Below are 15,144 nucleotides of genomic sequence, written 5' to 3' on the forward strand. Positions count from 1 at the left end.
CAAGCTAAAACCGCAGCTAAACGCTTGCGGTTTTTGACTACAGAATTGCTCCAAACCAAGGCAGCTATTCCTCACTTGCAGTTTTCAGCTGTTTATCATAAAGCAGCTCTTGATTAATGAGACGTTCAATTTTAGTCTTTAAAACATAGCAGTCATCATCATCTTTGACATAGTGGCGGATATAGCCTTCTAATTTCTTATCAAAATCATCTTGTCCTGTTTTGGCATGCTGCTTGGCAAAGCGAATTAATTTGATAGCATCGTCGTCTGTTAAAATCGAATGGACAAAAAGTGTAGGCAGCTTGGTATCAAGAGTTTCAGTAGCTGAAATCACCAAATCAACTGCAATAATATCAGCAATACTATAAAACTGTTCGGAGGTCAAAACAGCCTCGATCTGACTGTGAGGCAAGTATTGGCTGCACTGCTGTGCAAACAGTTTTTGAACACCGATTCCTTCATCACAGACCAGAGCTAAAGATGCTGGCGGCGTTGGTTTTGACTGGGTGTGTTCCAATTCACCGCCAATATGAATCGTAATATAAGCAACATCGTCATCATTCATTTTGATAAACCAAGATTCTTCTAAAATAGAAACACAGGCCTTGGTCATAGCAAACAAATCTGCATATTTATTCTTGATTTGTTCAGTCAGAGGATTATTTGACACAATCCCATAGGTCTTTCGAAAGAGCAAGGCCTTGCAGTGGGTTAAAAGCTGATCCAGCAACAGTTTTTTATTTTGAAAACGAACATGATAATCTAATTCAAAAGTATTAATAAAATTCCTCAGTACACGGCGCATATCATCATAGTCATGACTCTCCAAATGAGTATCTCGATCCTTGCGATAAGACAAAAGCAGAACCGCAACTAGGCAGGTTTCAATTTCATCCAGATCCAAAGTGAAGGCTTGTTTAAGATTGCCTATTAAATTTTTAGCAATTTCATACTCCTTGCGCTCCTTAATCGGCGAAAATTCCTGCAGCAAATCACCTTGTTCAGCTTCAGACAGCATCAAATTGCGGTAGCTCAAAATATGGTAAGGCAGTGTTTCAACCATTAAACGAATGTCCTGAGAATTGATTTTTTTACCCAGCAATTTCTGAGATGCTTGCAGCTGCTTATCCATAAAAGCTGAAATATCAGATGAAAAATAGTGGGACAAACCAGCTAAATTCCGCAATTTGTCACGCACCATAGCAACATAATTAGGGTTACTCTCCATGTAAATCGTATAGAGCAATTTATTCAAATACTGCATTTTGGATAAGGGGTGACATTTCAAGTGATAGCCTCGTGACTTAGTGACCTGAAGCTGGATATTGTATTGCTCCAAAGAAAGTTTTTGACGGATTTCATTAAGGTCGTTTAAAATCGTATTGCGAGAAACATCATTAAGCCGCATCAGTTTTTCAATAGTCACACGATCCTTAGAAATTGCAATATAGATAATACTTAGGAGCATCCGCTCCTGCACACTCATCACATAAGAATAGTCATCCAACTCGGCCAAAAGAGTCCGACAAGCTTCCTTTTGCTTAAGTGACAAAAGAATTCCGACACGCGGGTGACTAATAATCTTAGGAAGCTGAGGCGGCAAGGCTTCGTTTATTTTATCCAGATGATAATAAACTTTGCGCCTTGATTGACCCAAAACTTTTGAAATAGTCATAACTGTTTCAGGTTCCTCCAGCTGAATCAGGTAAGCCAGAAGGTCGTAACTATTTCGATCCAGGATAATCATTCTCTATCTCCTTAAACACTGTATCAGCTTCATTATAACATACTTTCTAAAGAACCAAATTTTTTCTTAAGTTTGCAAACTTCCGCAAGAAGCCACAAAAATGCTTGCTTTGTCATGGTGAACAATAAAAAAGAGAGAACCAATCAGGTTCTCTCCAGAACTTAGCTTTTCGTCACCCGCTACAGTTGATAAAAAGCCTTAATTTTCAAGTTTGTGCAGCAACTTGTCTTTAAAATAGTTAAAGTAGGTCTTTTTATCAGTCACTGTAACAGTTTTGCCTGTCATACCGTACTTAACGAGCTTACTGTCTTTTTTAGAAAGTTTCACCTTAGCAGTAACTTTAAAGACATTGCCTTTTTTTGTCGTTGTCGCTGACGATGCAATATTGTTAATCTTACCTTTAACAGTAATCTTATCATTTCCCTTTTTCTCTAAAGAAAGCCGTACTTTCTGCCCTTCTTCCATAGAAACAACATCATCAGAAGAGACATAATAGGTCATTAAAACCTTTCTAGTCTTTTTAATGTCAGGATAAATCTGAGCCATTTCAGTCCATTTAGGAACCAGATTGACTCCATCATATTTTGAAGTCGTATGAATAATCCCATCCTCTGCCGCAAAGATTGACACTTTCTTTACTTCATCACTATCTTCAAAATCTTTATGATCTTTGTCTTGATCATTTTTGCGATCAGAGTCTTTATCCTTATCTTCCTTTTTAGACGACTTTTTAGAATCAGATTTCTTGCGATCTGACTTCTTGTCCTTCGATTTTTTCTTTTTCTTGTTCTTTTTCTTTTTCTTATCTTTTTTCTTGTTCTTTTTATCCTTTTTCTTATCTTTTCGTTCTTGTCTCTCTTCTACAATCTTCCTTTGCTCTTCCTGCTGTTTACTATTCGCATTCTCTGAATATTCAACTAAAAGATCTCCCTTTTTAACGCTTGTATTATTATTCAAATTATTTTCAACAATTGAAGTGTCACTGTAAGATTGGATAACAGATACAATCTTTGTTGGAGTAACCTCACCCGCAGAAATCACAGTGATTTCTTTTTTAGCAAAACACAAGAAAACTATCAGAAAGATAATTAAACAGACCAAAGGAACAATCAGCAGAGTTGCAAAGTTATGATAACGTCTCTTATAAAATTCTGCACTTTGTAAAAATTTAGGATCCATGTTATCCCCTTTCTCAATTAAACAGGTTATAATAGAAACCTTTTTGGGCCAAAAGTTCTTTATGGGTGCCTTGCTCAACAATCTTTCCTTGATCCATTACAATAACATTGTCTGTCCGCTGTGAAATACTCAAGCGATGGGCAACAAAGATAATTGTTTTATCCGTCATCTGTAAAAGATTGTCGATAATTTTTCTTTCTGTCAGAATATCAAGACTGCTGGTTGCTTCATCAAGGATTAGAACCGGTGCCTGTGTTAATAAGGCTCTAGCCAGAGCGATCCGCTGTTTCTGACCGCCAGAAACTCCGGCACCATCTGATAATTCAGTCTGATAGCCCAAAGGCATTTGCTCAATGTCTGAGCGAATCTCAGCAATCTCACAAGCACGAATGATATCTTCTTGACTAGTTCCTTCTTTAGCTCCCAAAATCAGATTATCCATGATAGAGCCGCTGAAAACATAGGCCTGCTGAGGTAAGTAACTAATATGATGCCGCAGAGCTGTTTTATCAATAACTTTTAGATCGTTTCCATTGATACGGACAATTCCTCGGTTAGGTTCATAAAAGTTAACAATCAATTTGGCCAGAGTGGTCTTACCAGAACCACTAGGTCCAACGATACTAACCTTGGATCCTTTTTTGATGGATAAGTTAATATTTGATAAGGTATCACGGCCAAAACCATATTTATAGAAAAGATTTTCAAAGGAAATATCACCATCTAAAAAAGCATCAGCTGATAGTTCTCCATCTTTTTCAAACTCTGATTCAACTAGATAAACCTCATTCAAACGGGTATTGGCAACACGAGCCGATTGCAATTTGGACTGCAGATTGATAATATTTTCAATCGGATTTGAAAAGTAAGACAGCAAAGCATTAAAGGTAATGAGCTGACCAACAGAAATCTTACCGTCCATAACCAAGCGCGAACCATACCAAAGAATAATTACATTGAGGATAAGCTTAGCGCCGGTTTTCAAAGCAGTCTGAATAGCACTGTATTTATGCAGTTTAAAATTCTTTTCTAAATAATCAACAAATTCACTGTCAATGTTTTGATAACGGGTATCTTCACTTGTGAGCGATTTGATTGTTTCCATCCCGTTGATATCTTCAATAATAGAAGAACTAACCACAGCATTGCTTTCCATAACCTCATGGTTCATTTTCTCAAAAGGTTTTAAGAAGGCAAAAATAATGATGGCATAAATCGGAATTGAAAGCAGGGTCAAAAAGAAGAGGTTATTATTTTGCACCAACAAAACCCCGCCAACCAAGATCAGCATAGTCACATCTAAAAAGATGGAAAAAATGGTTGACGCTACAGCATCAATAATCTGATTAGCATCTGTAAAGCGGGAAGTGATTTCCCCTGTCCGTCTTGTCGCAAAAAAGGACATAGGCAGAGTAAAGATATGCTTAATATAAGACAGGATAACATCAATGACCAGTCGCAGACTCAGCACTGCCAAAAGGTAGTCTTTGGCAAAAGCCATCATCTGCTGGATAACATAGGTAACTATCAAACCAATAGTAATAATACCTAAGGTCGAAATCAGCTGATCAGGAATATACTCATCCAGGATGCCTTGAAGATAGTATGATCCGACAATATCAATCAAGGTTACAATCAAACTGGCCAGAATGATATAAGTCATCAAAGCTTTTTGCTTAAAAATAAGCGGGAAAAAGCTAGACAAACCATTCTTTTTATCCTTTTGCGGTTTGTAGCTAGGCTGAGGAGCCAAGAAAATCGCCACTCCTGTCCACTCTGACTGAAAACGTTCCTTGCTCATCCTAGTCACTTTGACTGAAGGATCAGGATCTCCAATAATTAGATAATCTTTTTGTTTAGCGTAAACAACATAATAATGCTGCATCCGTTTATTCTTAACTACATGGACAATAAAAGGATAGGTTAGATCATCATAATCAAACAGCGTCATATCTGCTTTAATCGAACGCGTCTCAAAACCTATCTTTTTAGCAGCTTCAACGATACCAAGAGCAGTCGTTCCTTGCTTAGTAGTCTTTGAAAGCTCACGCAAGTGAGCAATAGAATAATCGGAACCGTAATGCTTGGCAACAGAAGCCAAAGCTGCTGCTCCGCAGTCTCTGGTATCAATCTGCGGTACAAACTTGTAACGTCTCCGCCAAAACAGTCTCGTTTGTCCCTCTGATAAAGACTGAGAAGATTCCGTGCCTCCCCTAGTCATTCTTTTGATAACTTCTAAAAGAACGTTAACTGCTACTACAATTAAAACAATAATAATAACTTGCTTCATAAAAATAATCTTTCTTAAGTTTTATTTCAGAAAAATAACCCAAGTTAGGTTGGGTTATTAAATTAAAGTTACTAAATCAAAACTATTTTAAGATTTAAAAATACTTTATCTTAAAAAACGCTTACTACATATGATAGTGACCAGAAGGTTGATTGCTAAACCAATCAAGAAAAAAATAAGCTTACCGTTCGTCCCAGAAAACCAGCAAGGAATAATCCCAAAGTATCCATATTACTAGATACAGTACAAAAATGGCGATACTCATATAGGCTTTACCCAGTCATGAAAGTTAACATTTGCTACCTATCTTCAAACACTTTTAATATTTAATTATTTTTTAATAATCTTGCTCCATCAAACCCATTATTACAAAAATTGGCAACAAATTATTCTGAAACATACGTCTAATCATAGACTATAAGCACCTGCACGGCCATCAAATCCAAGGCAGATACCAAGATCTAGCCCTTCACCTTCAATTCTAGCAAGGCAATCTTCCCTACTAGTTCAAAATTGTCAAATGCCATTTGAATCTAAAATCAACGTATTCATAAACTTCTCCTTTTTCCAACATTGCTGTCATTTTAGCACTTTAAAATGGCAGGTTCAATAATATTTCTGATTTTTAATTTTGATGGAAATAAAGCGAAAAACAGATATAATCTTTCTGATAACTATTATTTTTTATTAATCCTTATTTAAAAATAAAACAGCCACATCAAAATCATTTTAAAGATTTCAAATACTTTAACGTCTTAAGCTGAGGAAACTGACAATTGTAACTACAACGAAGAATAATATCGCTACAATCTTTGAATAAGGCCATATAATAATAGCAGTGACTGTTGCAAATATAAACCAAGAAAGCAAATAAAGTATTCTTCGTGTTTTTTCATCTTTTATCATCATGTTAATGTATCCCAATTATTAATTAGCGCCATAGTAAATAGCTGCAGCACCTGCACAAAGTTCAGCACCTAGATAAAACGCAGCACCAAAAGGAGAGTAGTACACGCTAGTCCTCCAAGAACTGCTGTTCTCATGGCAAGATAAGAATTAGCAACCCCTTCTGTATCGAATCCTCCCTCAACACTAGCAAGATGATCTATATCTATTTCATCAAATTTTTTGAATACCGTTGAGTCTAAAGTTATTGTACTTGCAAAAATTCCTTATTAACCAGAATCTACCATTATTTATGGGATTAGTATCTGCAAGAAATACTTACCATATACCACAATCATAAGTAGACTTGCCACCAATCCTATGAGGAAAGTAAGTAGTTCCTCCAATAATCATACCACCAGCCGTCGTCAGCTCCCCAAGACTAGGAATTAATAGACCTTTACTTTCCACACTAAACCCTGTAGCAACTCTAGCAATCGCTTTTTTAAAACGCAGTCTCCTAACAAAAAAGAACCTGACTCCTTAATATAAAAGAAGTCAGGCTATCAAAAGGCAGAGGAACAAAAGCTTAAGTACTGATGGATCATACCTAACTAGCTAAAATACTTACCTTTTAAATAAAGAGCTATAACTAGTAAATTTTCTGCTAATAATATAGAAAACACGATAAGTTTAATATTTTTTATCTGTGGAAATAACACAGGAATAAGTATCATAATAGGATAGCTGGCTAAAACAAACCAGCTTAACTTAGGTGACAACATATGCATCTCCTTTTCTTAGGGTACATTAAATCCATTTACCCCAAGTGTCAATATTAGCTCCAGCTATACCACCGGTAACAGCGCCAGTTGCTGCTCCACCGATAGCTCCAGCTGTAGTTCCTGCAATTGTTCCAACAACTGGCAAAGTTATTGTTCCAACAGCTGCTCCAGCAACCCCTCCTGTGAAGAAGCCACCAACTCCACCACCTATTGCTCCTAAAACACCTAAAAGGGCTCCGCCTGCTTCTACCTCAGAAAGGCTATCTGCGGTTGCGACCTCAAATTCTTCAAATGCTAATGAATTCATGAAAAATATCTCCTTTTTTTATTGTCATTATTATAATATTTCTATTTTTTAGATGCAATAAAATTTCTATTTTTTAACAGAAATAGTAAAAAAGCGAAAAAAGCTCACAATTTTTCTGATAACTATTATTTTATTAGTGTTCCAAAATGACTCAAATTAGGTTATGATTAAACCATCAAACGCACACGATCTAAAAACTTCATGTAAAAGCATGAAATCACCCCTTTTTATTTTTCCAATAATCTTTTATCAGTTGTATTAGTTTGAAAAAATCCTTCCAACAAAAAATGATAACCAACATCGTTCCTATTAAATATATAGTAGAAACAAAATCTCTTATACTTGGAAAGATGGTATATAGTATAAGACAAGTAGGTTATAGCCAACAAAGTATAACTAACAATTATAGATTTCTTTGAAAACATAAGATTTCCCCTTCAATCATGAAAAATAAAATGTGCTTACCTATCTTCAAACACTTTCAATGTTTAATCATTTTAATAGTTTTGCGCCATCAGTCACAAGGAGAAAAAGTCCTTCTAATGCCATTAACCCTACAAGAATGTACTTAAGGGGTTTTATCGGCGTGTATACAGCCAGTAGTCCCATTATTACAAAAACCGGCAGCAAACTATTCTGAAATAGACGTTTACTCATAGGCTATAACCAGCTCCTCTCAATTTCAAATCGAACCTTATTAACTTTAAACTGACAATTCGTTCTTATTAAAAAAATAACAAATATAAGCCATAAAATGTTATTGCAATACACTCTAATACAAAAACCCCAAAAGAAATCAACCTAACGATGGTGCCCTTACTGCAAGCGGCAATTAAGGGACATATTATGCAGCTAATCATAAAAAGACGACTTAAGATATTCCACATTTTATTACCATCCGTTTTTCCAACCTTCAGCTGATCCTTGTACCAATCCACCTACTGCACCTGCAATAGTTCCAACTCCAATTAGCCAAGGGGCTACTTCTGCTGCCATAGGCGGAGAAACTCGCGCCACTGCAATGCTTGCCCCAAGACCAGCTCCAAAGCCAGAAATGCCACCCACAGCTCCTTGACAAAGTCCATAGGCAACAGCGCCAAGAATTCCTTCTCCTTCAACTCCAGCAAGGTAATCTTCACCTACTGTTTCAAAATGATCAAATGCCATGGAGTTTAAAGTGACTGCATTCATAAAACTTCTTCTTTTCTAAATATTGCTGTCATTTTAGCACTTTAAAATGACAGGTGCAATAATATTTCTGATTTTTAACGTTGATGGGAATAAAGCGAAAAGCAAGTGTAAAACTTCTGATAACTATTAATTTATTAATCTTTATTATTTTTCATTTCGGCTTTCTTTATAGAAAAAAAGCTGAAAAGAGCCATGGCTGTAATAAGAATAAATACCAAGGCTGCTATAATTTTTGAATAGCGCCATATAATGACAGCAGTGACTGTCGCAAGTACAAACCAAGAAAGCAAATAAATTATCTTTCGTGTTTGATTCTCCCGTGTATTAGCGATTGAATCATTTGCTTTTTGATCTCTCTCATTATTTTTTTCTTCGGCTTTCTTTATAGAAAAAAAGCTGAAAAGAGCCATGGCTGTAATAAGAATAAATATTATTGTTGCTATGATTTTTGAATTTGACCATTCGATCAAGGCAAGACTTGTAGCAAGCAAAAGCCAAGAAAGCAAAGTCATTAGCCTTCGTGTTTTTTCATCTTTTATTATCATATTAATGTATCCCATCCCAATTATTAATTAGCGCCATAGTAAACGGCTGCAGCACCTGCACAGACTTCAGCACCTAGATAGAACGCAGCACCAACAGGAGTAGTACACGATAGTCCCCCGAGAATGGCAGTTCCCATGGCAAGATAAGAACCAGCAACCCCTTTTATATCGAATCCTCCCTCAATACTAGCAAGATGATTCATATCTACTTCATCAAAATTCTCGAATGCCATTGTGTCTAATGTTGTTGTGTTCATAATAATTTTTCTCCTTTGTATGTTTTATCAAGATTATTATGTAAGGGTTATATTAATTAGTCCAGTCAATCAATGAGTAAAAGCATAAACAGTATAAGCTGCAGCGCCGATAGCTAATGCTCCCCAACCAATAGGAGTTGCAACAGTGGCTGTCCCCGCAGCTACCGCTGCAATTCCTTCAGCACATCCTCCAGCACACCCAAATGTAGTAGCAGCGCCGAGCATACCTTCCCCAAAGTTTCCTCCTTCAATTTCAGAAAGCGAACTCCTATCTACTACCTCAAAATGATCAAATGCCATTGAATCTAAAGTGACTACATTCATAAAACTTCTCCTTTTCTAAATATTGTCTGTCATTTTAGCACTTTAAAATGACAGCTTCAATAATTTTTCTGATAACTATTATTTTTTTACTAATATCTTATCAACATAATCTAACCGTATAGCCTAATGACTAAAAGATTGACCGCTGAACTAATTTCAGAACTTTATCTCGCTCCTCTTTACCACCCTATCTTTTATATTCGTTAACGATTACAAAAATAACTTATTTTCTTTTATTTTTTAAGTTGACAAGATCAAGGATGTTGTCACTACCATATTTCGGCGACAGCATAACATTCTCCTTAACATCTGCAAGTACGGCTGAAAGCATCAGATGCTCTTTTTAAATATTGTTGCCATTCTAACACTTAAAAATAACAGACGCAATAATATTCCAGAATTTTAACAGTCATGGTAATAAAGCGAAAGAAATGCATAAAATTTCTGATAAATCATAGCGTTTCTTTAAAATTCTATTCATCTCTAATAAAAGAGCCTGAAACACACTGTTTCAGACCTCTGAATTTTTTCTTACAATTGATTTGTTAATGGCTATCTCCTTTTTGCCCATAGTAGGCGTTTTTGCCGTGTTTGCGTAGATAGTGTTTGTCTTTCAAAACTTGCGGTACTTCTTCGACCTGGGGATCCACAGCCTCTGTATAACGAGCCATACGAGCTACTTCTTCTAATACGACTGCATTGTAAACAGCTGATTTTTCATCCTTACCCCAAGAAAAAGGACCGTGATTGCGCACTGTAACACCTGAAACAGCTAAAGACTCTAAGTTGCGTTTGGCGAATTCTTCGATGATAACCTTGCCGGTTTCTTTTTCATATTCTCCATTAATTTCCTCGGCTGTCAGCGCTCTGGCGCAAGGAATTGGGCCGTAAAAGGTATCTGCATGAGTAGTTCCGTAACACGGAATATCACGTCCAGCCTGAGCCCAAGCAACACCTTCAGTTGAGTGAGTGTGGACAATGCCTCCGATTTCAGGCCAAGCCTTATAAAGCTCAACATGGGTTGGTAAATCAGACGATGGATTGAGATCGCCTTCAACAATATTGCCATCAAGGTCTGTCACTACCATATTTTCAGGAGAGAGCTTGTCGTAAGCAACACCTGATGGTTTAATAGCAATATAACCTTGTTCTCTGTCAATTGCCGATACATTGCCCCAGGTAAATTTTACTAGGCCATGATCCGGCAGTTCCATATTAGCATCATAGACGCGTTTTCTTAATTCTGGTACTAACATTTATCGTAACCCCGCTTTCTCAATTAGTGGATAAAGGAAATCCTGCGCTTCCTTGATAGCTGCCCGTGTTTCTTCAACTGTTTCACAGTTTTCTGACCACATTTCAATCAAAAACGGGCCGTTGTAGTTGGTCTTCTTTAACACCTCAAACATGGCTTCCCAGTCAACACAGCCTTGACCAAAAGGCACATCGCGAAATTGCCCTTTTGAGCTTTCTGTAACAGCATAAGTGTCTTTTAAGTGAAGGGCAGCAATGGAGCGATGTCCGATGTAAAATTCACTCCAGAGGTCATTGCCCCAAGCTGAAACATTACCAGTATCCGGGTAGACAAACAGATAGGGTGAATCAATTTCCTTTTCAATGGCCAAATATTTTTCAATGGAATTAATGAAAGGATCGTCCATGATTTCAATAGAGAGGATGACTTGGGCTTCTTCTGCCCAAATGCAGGCCTGACGTAGATTTTTAATGAAGCGCGCCCGCGTTTCAGGTGATTTTTCTTCGTAGTAGACATCATAGCCTGCCAGTTGAATATTGCGAATGCCGATGTCTTGGGCAAAGATGATGCACTTCTTCATCATGTCCATGGCACGCGCTTCCTTGTCGGGATCATTAGAACCCATTGGAAAGCGGCGATGGCCGCTGAAGGTGATGGTTGGCACACGCACACCCGTTTCAAAAATGGCCTTAACCAAATCCAATCTTTCCTCTTTTGACCAATCCAAGCGCGCTAAGCGTTCATCACTTTCATCAATAGATAACTCGACAAAGTCAAAACCTAATTCCTTAGCAAAGTTGAGACGCTCCAGCCAGGTAAAGTGTTTGGGCGTTGCTTTTTCATAAATACCGATCGGACGTGCCATAGCCTACCCCCAGATCCGTTTGATTTCGTCTTTAAAGGCACGTGCTGCTGCTGCCGGATCGGGAGCTTCTGTGATACCGCGGCCTGCGATAAAGGTAAAGACATCAACCCCTTCAAACAGTTTTAAGGTATCGACACTGAGTCCGCCGGTGACAGATACACGAAAGCCCATGTCAATCAGTTTTTTAACCTTATTAAGGTCTTTTTCACCCCAAGTTTCGCCGGCTAAGAGCGCATCGCGTGATTGGTGATAAATGGCTTGTGAAATTCCAGCGTCCAACCATTGCTGGGCTTGTTCGTAAGTCCAGTCACCGTAGAGTTCGATCTGAATTTCACCACGGTCTCCACGGACTTCTTCGATAGCCTTGCGGGCTGCTTCCATGGTTGGAATCGTTGCACAGCAGATACAGGTCATCCAGTCAGCACCGCGGACAGCATTGTTTTTAGCTACTGTTCCGCCGGCATCGGCACACTTAGTATCAGCAACAATGATTTTATCTGGGAAGAGACTGCGCAGGACTTCTACTAATTCACTGCCGACTTGAAGCAGACAAACTGTTCCAGCTTCGATAACGTCGACTTCATTTCCTACTGAAACAGCTGCTGTAACAGCTCCCTGCAGGTCGGAATGGTCAAGAGCAACTTGTAAATTTGGTAATTGTTTTGTCATGTTTATCTTCCTTTCATTAAAGATACGATGATTAAAAAGTACGGCTTAACTCATTTCACAGGCAAACTGTCTAGTCAGATAAGAACGCAGCCAGATACTGCCGCTTTTGCTGAATCGTTTCACAAAAACTATGAAAGCTACTGCCAGACTGTTTAGCAAGCTGACTGTAAAATCGCTGCTTGCTGTGATTAGCTTAAGAGTAAAGCCAGAAAATCGGCTTAAGACTCTAAATCCAAGCCTTCAAGATAGGGACTGTTTTTGGATTCATCAGCCATAGCCAGTACTTCCTCAGGTGTTTTGCAGTCCAATAAACGCTGGATCGAATTTTCCAATTCAAAGAGAGCGATAATCTGCGGAATGGCCACAGATGTATGAATAGCGGGACTGGTAGCGGCCAGACACAGCAGCACCGATACTTCTTTCCCATCTGAAAATGTAACTGGCTCTGTCAAAGTAATGAGTGAAAAGGCATCACGATTGACTCCTTCACCAGCCATCGCATGAGGCATAGCCATTCCTGGCATGAGGACATAGTAAGGACCATGCTCTTCCGTAGAAGCAATAATATTGTCATAATATTTCTCTGTGACTGCACCGCTGTCAATCAAGGGCTGAACAGATAATTTTACGGCTTCTTCCCAAGTTTTTGCTGATAACCCCAGCCGAATGGAATTATTTTCCTTAAATGATTTTGTTAAGTTCATCAAAAAACCTCTCTTACCAAAATTCTTTATCTTTTTTAAAGTGGAAGGTGTTTTCAACATTTGAAAACACCTTCTACATTAGATCATTACAAAATTGCCTGTAATTTTGTTTTAATTTCGTTATCGTCCATTAAATTGTCCAGACCTACCAGATGACCGTTTGTCCGTCCGTCCAATTCATGAATCAAGTGATTTGAAGCCACAACAATATCATAATTAGCAGCTAAACCTTTTGCTTCGCCGACTGAGCAGGAAGCTGACTCAATATCAGTCACACCTAGCTGGCGCAGTGCATTTTCAACTTTCATTTTAATAACCATAGATGATCCCATGCCATTGCCGCATGCTGTAAGAACTTTAACCATAATAATTCCTCCTGTAATAATTTTTAATAACGATAATATATTGATTCTATGTAAACTGTGATTAAGGGACTAATTGCCTTGGGCATCTCCGCGATAGTAAGCTTCCTTATCTTTTGCCTTAGCAAATTGAATTTGCGGAATAGCAAGTAAGAAAAGAGCTACAAGGGCATAACCGATGGCACCTGCATACTTGAAGAGGTAAGCAAACGGTACCCATGGGATTTCAAAGTCAATATTGCCATGATAGCCGCCAAAGTTAGCCAGACCAAGCAGGGCAACCGCTACGGCACCTAAGACAACCTGAAGCACACCTGATATGAAGGAAAGTACCACAGCTGCCTTCCAGCCACCGCGCTTATCTGCATAAACCGCAATAGCCGCATTATCAAAGAAGACTGGAACGAATCCTGTAATAATCAGGACTGGATTTTTAAAGACAATAAGAAGAACAATGGTAATCAACTGTCCAATAAGACCAGTTGCAAAACCAAAGAGCACTGCACTTGGAGAACCAAAGCCGTATGACGCTGCCACGTCAACCGCTGGAAATGATCCAGGCAGAAGTTTGTTGGAAATTCCTTGGAAGGCATTGGTCAGCTCACCAACGAACATGCGGACGCCCTGCATCAAAATGAAGAGGTAAACAGAGAAAGTGAAGGCAGTTTGAATGACATACATGAAGTAAGACTGCTTCGTCGGATCAAACAGGGTTCCTGTGGTGATGACCTTAGGATTAGCCATGATGTCCGGACCTAAAACTGCAAGAATAGCGCCAAAGAAGACCAGCATCAAGGTTGCTGAAGCAACGACTGTATCGTGGAAAATGTTAAGAAAAGCAGGGAGTTTCAGATTATCCAGATTTTCTTCTTTTTTACCGAGTTTTGGCGCAAATTTATCAGCGAACCAGATGGCAAATTGCTGTTGATGCCCGATGGCAAAACCACCGCCGCCTGTCAGGCGCTGAGTTGGTTCAACAGTAAGATTGGAGCTGACAGCCCAGTAAAGACCGCAGATAATACCTACCGCTAAGGTTCCCCAGAATTGATTGCGGAAGGCTGGAATCAAGAGAATGACCATCAAAGTGACCGTTGCTGCCTGCTGCACCATGATGTGTCCAGTGATGAACAGAGTCCGAATCTTGGTTACTTTGCGAAGGGCAACTAAAAGAATATTAAAGAAAAAGCCGATTAAGAGGGCTGATGTTGCCGTACCGATAAATTGAGGAAATTCCTGAGCAATTTTTTCATTTGCTGCTGTCAGTCCAAAATAAGGGTCAATCACCGCTGCACCGATATTAAACTTGTAGTTAAGGGCTGCTAAGATTGGGCGGAAGGTCGTTACCAACCCCGCAGCAGCAACGTCTAAAATCATATAACCAACGGTTGCTTTGACAAATCCTGCAAAAACATCATGTAAAGGCTTCTTCAAAAGCAGGTAGCCGATTAGTACCAGCAAACCAACGAAGAAGGCTGGTTTTTGCAAAATATTTTGCGAGAACCAGTTGAGGACATCTAAAAGAATGGTCATTGTTTTTCCTCTTTTCTAAAAAGATTTTTTATGTTTTTATAGCTTTATTATAATTGCTGAAAACGCTAACAACAAGACCAATAATCACACATGCAAGTGTTCAAAATTGGGCTGAAAGAGGTTTTCAGCAGCCGCTGAACATTTTTAAGCCTGTCAGCCAAAACAGAAAATAAAAAAGCTTTCAGATCGAAGACAAAGTCGATTTTTATCAAAAGAATTATTATGTTATGATACTTTCCTTAAGTAGCG

At 38.5% G+C, this 15,144-nt stretch carries 16 protein-coding genes and 2 pseudogenes; all 18 read right to left on the reverse strand.

The genetic code is table 11. From position 1 onward, the window contains the following. Window positions 1-64: 64 nt before the first annotated feature. The 18 genes and pseudogenes from SCSH_RS01250 to ulaA all read right to left on the reverse strand — a co-directional run bounded on the left by SCSH_RS01250 (window position 65) and on the right by ulaA (window position 14,895). Window positions 65-1,747: a BglG family transcription antiterminator gene (locus SCSH_RS01250; protein WP_057490093.1), complete on the reverse strand. Its 1,683-nt coding sequence runs from the start codon at window positions 1,745-1,747 to the stop codon at window positions 65-67. A 198-nt stretch (window positions 1,748-1,945) separates the two neighbouring features. Beyond that, window positions 1,946-2,926: an HlyD family efflux transporter periplasmic adaptor subunit gene (locus SCSH_RS01255; protein ID WP_057490094.1), complete on the reverse strand. Its 981-nt coding sequence runs from the start codon at window positions 2,924-2,926 to the stop codon at window positions 1,946-1,948. Between the two features lie 13 nt (window positions 2,927-2,939). After that, the gene (locus SCSH_RS01260) at window positions 2,940-5,216 is read right to left on the reverse strand and encodes a peptide cleavage/export ABC transporter (RefSeq protein WP_057490095.1); all 2,277 of its coding nucleotides are present in this window, start codon (window positions 5,214-5,216) and stop codon (window positions 2,940-2,942) included. Window positions 5,217-6,143: 927 nt separating this feature from the next. Further along, window positions 6,144-6,370, reverse strand: a pseudogene (locus SCSH_RS11325) (hypothetical protein). A gap of 345 nt (window positions 6,371-6,715) precedes the next feature. After that, complete coding sequence (locus tag SCSH_RS11215; RefSeq protein WP_193743668.1) at window positions 6,716-6,886, reverse strand: hypothetical protein; 171 nt, start codon at window positions 6,884-6,886, stop codon at window positions 6,716-6,718. A 25-nt stretch (window positions 6,887-6,911) separates the two neighbouring features. Further along, window positions 6,912-7,193 carry a hypothetical protein gene (locus tag SCSH_RS01270; protein WP_057490096.1) on the reverse strand — a complete coding sequence of 94 codons (282 nt, stop codon included), beginning with the start codon at window positions 7,191-7,193 and terminating at the stop codon, window positions 6,912-6,914. Window positions 7,194-7,410: 217 nt separating this feature from the next. Next, window positions 7,411-7,618, reverse strand: a pseudogene (locus tag SCSH_RS10825) (hypothetical protein). 67 nt (window positions 7,619-7,685) lie between these two features. Then, complete coding sequence (locus SCSH_RS11030) at window positions 7,686-7,850, reverse strand: hypothetical protein (protein WP_152972481.1); 165 nt, start codon at window positions 7,848-7,850, stop codon at window positions 7,686-7,688. Window positions 7,851-8,084: 234 nt separating this feature from the next. Next, entirely contained in the window at window positions 8,085-8,384 is a 300-nt protein-coding gene (locus SCSH_RS01275) for a hypothetical protein (RefSeq protein WP_057490097.1), read from the reverse strand. A 134-nt stretch (window positions 8,385-8,518) separates the two neighbouring features. Continuing rightward, the gene (locus tag SCSH_RS01280; protein ID WP_003089710.1) at window positions 8,519-8,929 is read right to left on the reverse strand and encodes a hypothetical protein; all 411 of its coding nucleotides are present in this window, start codon (window positions 8,927-8,929) and stop codon (window positions 8,519-8,521) included. Between the two features lie 23 nt (window positions 8,930-8,952). Beyond that, window positions 8,953-9,162, reverse strand: coding sequence for a Blp family class II bacteriocin (locus tag SCSH_RS01285; protein WP_027975134.1), 210 nt, complete (start codon window positions 9,160-9,162; stop codon window positions 8,953-8,955). Between the two features lie 93 nt (window positions 9,163-9,255). After that, window positions 9,256-9,510 (reverse strand): hypothetical protein, encoded by a 255-nt coding sequence (locus tag SCSH_RS01290; RefSeq protein WP_027975135.1) that lies wholly within the window; start codon window positions 9,508-9,510, stop codon window positions 9,256-9,258. A 545-nt stretch (window positions 9,511-10,055) separates the two neighbouring features. Then, window positions 10,056-10,766, reverse strand: coding sequence for an L-ribulose-5-phosphate 4-epimerase (locus SCSH_RS01295; RefSeq protein WP_057490098.1), 711 nt, complete (start codon window positions 10,764-10,766; stop codon window positions 10,056-10,058). Continuing rightward, window positions 10,767-11,630, reverse strand: coding sequence for an L-ribulose-5-phosphate 3-epimerase (locus SCSH_RS01300; protein WP_057490099.1), 864 nt, complete (start codon window positions 11,628-11,630; stop codon window positions 10,767-10,769). It abuts the gene before it with no gap. 3 nt (window positions 11,631-11,633) lie between these two features. Further along, on the reverse strand, window positions 11,634-12,299 hold the full coding sequence (locus SCSH_RS01305; RefSeq protein WP_057490100.1) for a 3-keto-L-gulonate-6-phosphate decarboxylase UlaD: 666 nt from the start codon (window positions 12,297-12,299) through the stop codon (window positions 11,634-11,636). A 218-nt stretch (window positions 12,300-12,517) separates the two neighbouring features. Beyond that, complete coding sequence (locus SCSH_RS01310) at window positions 12,518-13,003, reverse strand: PTS sugar transporter subunit IIA (RefSeq protein ID WP_057490102.1); 486 nt, start codon at window positions 13,001-13,003, stop codon at window positions 12,518-12,520. An 86-nt stretch (window positions 13,004-13,089) separates the two neighbouring features. Then, entirely contained in the window at window positions 13,090-13,368 is a 279-nt protein-coding gene (locus SCSH_RS01315; RefSeq protein ID WP_027975140.1) for a PTS sugar transporter subunit IIB, read from the reverse strand. A 69-nt stretch (window positions 13,369-13,437) separates the two neighbouring features. After that, window positions 13,438-14,895: a PTS ascorbate transporter subunit IIC gene (ulaA, locus tag SCSH_RS01320; protein WP_057490101.1), complete on the reverse strand. Its 1,458-nt coding sequence runs from the start codon at window positions 14,893-14,895 to the stop codon at window positions 13,438-13,440. Between the last annotated feature and the right edge of the window lie 249 nt (window positions 14,896-15,144).

This window comes from Streptococcus orisasini (genome assembly GCF_001431045.1).
Lineage (GTDB): Bacteria > Bacillota > Bacilli > Lactobacillales > Streptococcaceae > Streptococcus > Streptococcus orisasini.

What these genes read in the sequence shown, in the direction of transcription:
- SCSH_RS01250 (WP_057490093.1), bottom strand. Translation starts at nt 1,747, where the DNA reads ATGATTATCCTGGATCGAAATAGTTACGACCTTCTGGCTTACCTGATT.
- SCSH_RS01255 (WP_057490094.1), bottom strand. Translation starts at nt 2,926, where the DNA reads ATGGATCCTAAATTTTTACAAAGTGCAGAATTTTATAAGAGACGTTAT.
- SCSH_RS01260 (WP_057490095.1), bottom strand. Translation starts at nt 5,216, where the DNA reads ATGAAGCAAGTTATTATTATTGTTTTAATTGTAGTAGCAGTTAACGTT.
- SCSH_RS11215 (WP_193743668.1), bottom strand. Translation starts at nt 6,886, where the DNA reads ATGTTGTCACCTAAGTTAAGCTGGTTTGTTTTAGCCAGCTATCCTATT.
- SCSH_RS01270 (WP_057490096.1), bottom strand. Translation starts at nt 7,193, where the DNA reads ATGAATTCATTAGCATTTGAAGAATTTGAGGTCGCAACCGCAGATAGC.
- SCSH_RS11030 (WP_152972481.1), bottom strand. Translation starts at nt 7,850, where the DNA reads ATGAGTAAACGTCTATTTCAGAATAGTTTGCTGCCGGTTTTTGTAATA.
- SCSH_RS01275 (WP_057490097.1), bottom strand. Translation starts at nt 8,384, where the DNA reads ATGAATGCAGTCACTTTAAACTCCATGGCATTTGATCATTTTGAAACA.
- SCSH_RS01280 (WP_003089710.1), bottom strand. Translation starts at nt 8,929, where the DNA reads ATGATAATAAAAGATGAAAAAACACGAAGGCTAATGACTTTGCTTTCT.
- SCSH_RS01285 (WP_027975134.1), bottom strand. Translation starts at nt 9,162, where the DNA reads ATGGCATTCGAGAATTTTGATGAAGTAGATATGAATCATCTTGCTAGT.
- SCSH_RS01290 (WP_027975135.1), bottom strand. Translation starts at nt 9,510, where the DNA reads ATGAATGTAGTCACTTTAGATTCAATGGCATTTGATCATTTTGAGGTA.
- SCSH_RS01295 (WP_057490098.1), bottom strand. Translation starts at nt 10,766, where the DNA reads ATGTTAGTACCAGAATTAAGAAAACGCGTCTATGATGCTAATATGGAA.
- SCSH_RS01300 (WP_057490099.1), bottom strand. Translation starts at nt 11,630, where the DNA reads ATGGCACGTCCGATCGGTATTTATGAAAAAGCAACGCCCAAACACTTT.
- SCSH_RS01305 (WP_057490100.1), bottom strand. Translation starts at nt 12,299, where the DNA reads ATGACAAAACAATTACCAAATTTACAAGTTGCTCTTGACCATTCCGAC.
- SCSH_RS01310 (WP_057490102.1), bottom strand. Translation starts at nt 13,003, where the DNA reads ATGAACTTAACAAAATCATTTAAGGAAAATAATTCCATTCGGCTGGGG.
- SCSH_RS01315 (WP_027975140.1), bottom strand. Translation starts at nt 13,368, where the DNA reads ATGGTTAAAGTTCTTACAGCATGCGGCAATGGCATGGGATCATCTATG.
- ulaA (WP_057490101.1), bottom strand. Translation starts at nt 14,895, where the DNA reads ATGACCATTCTTTTAGATGTCCTCAACTGGTTCTCGCAAAATATTTTG.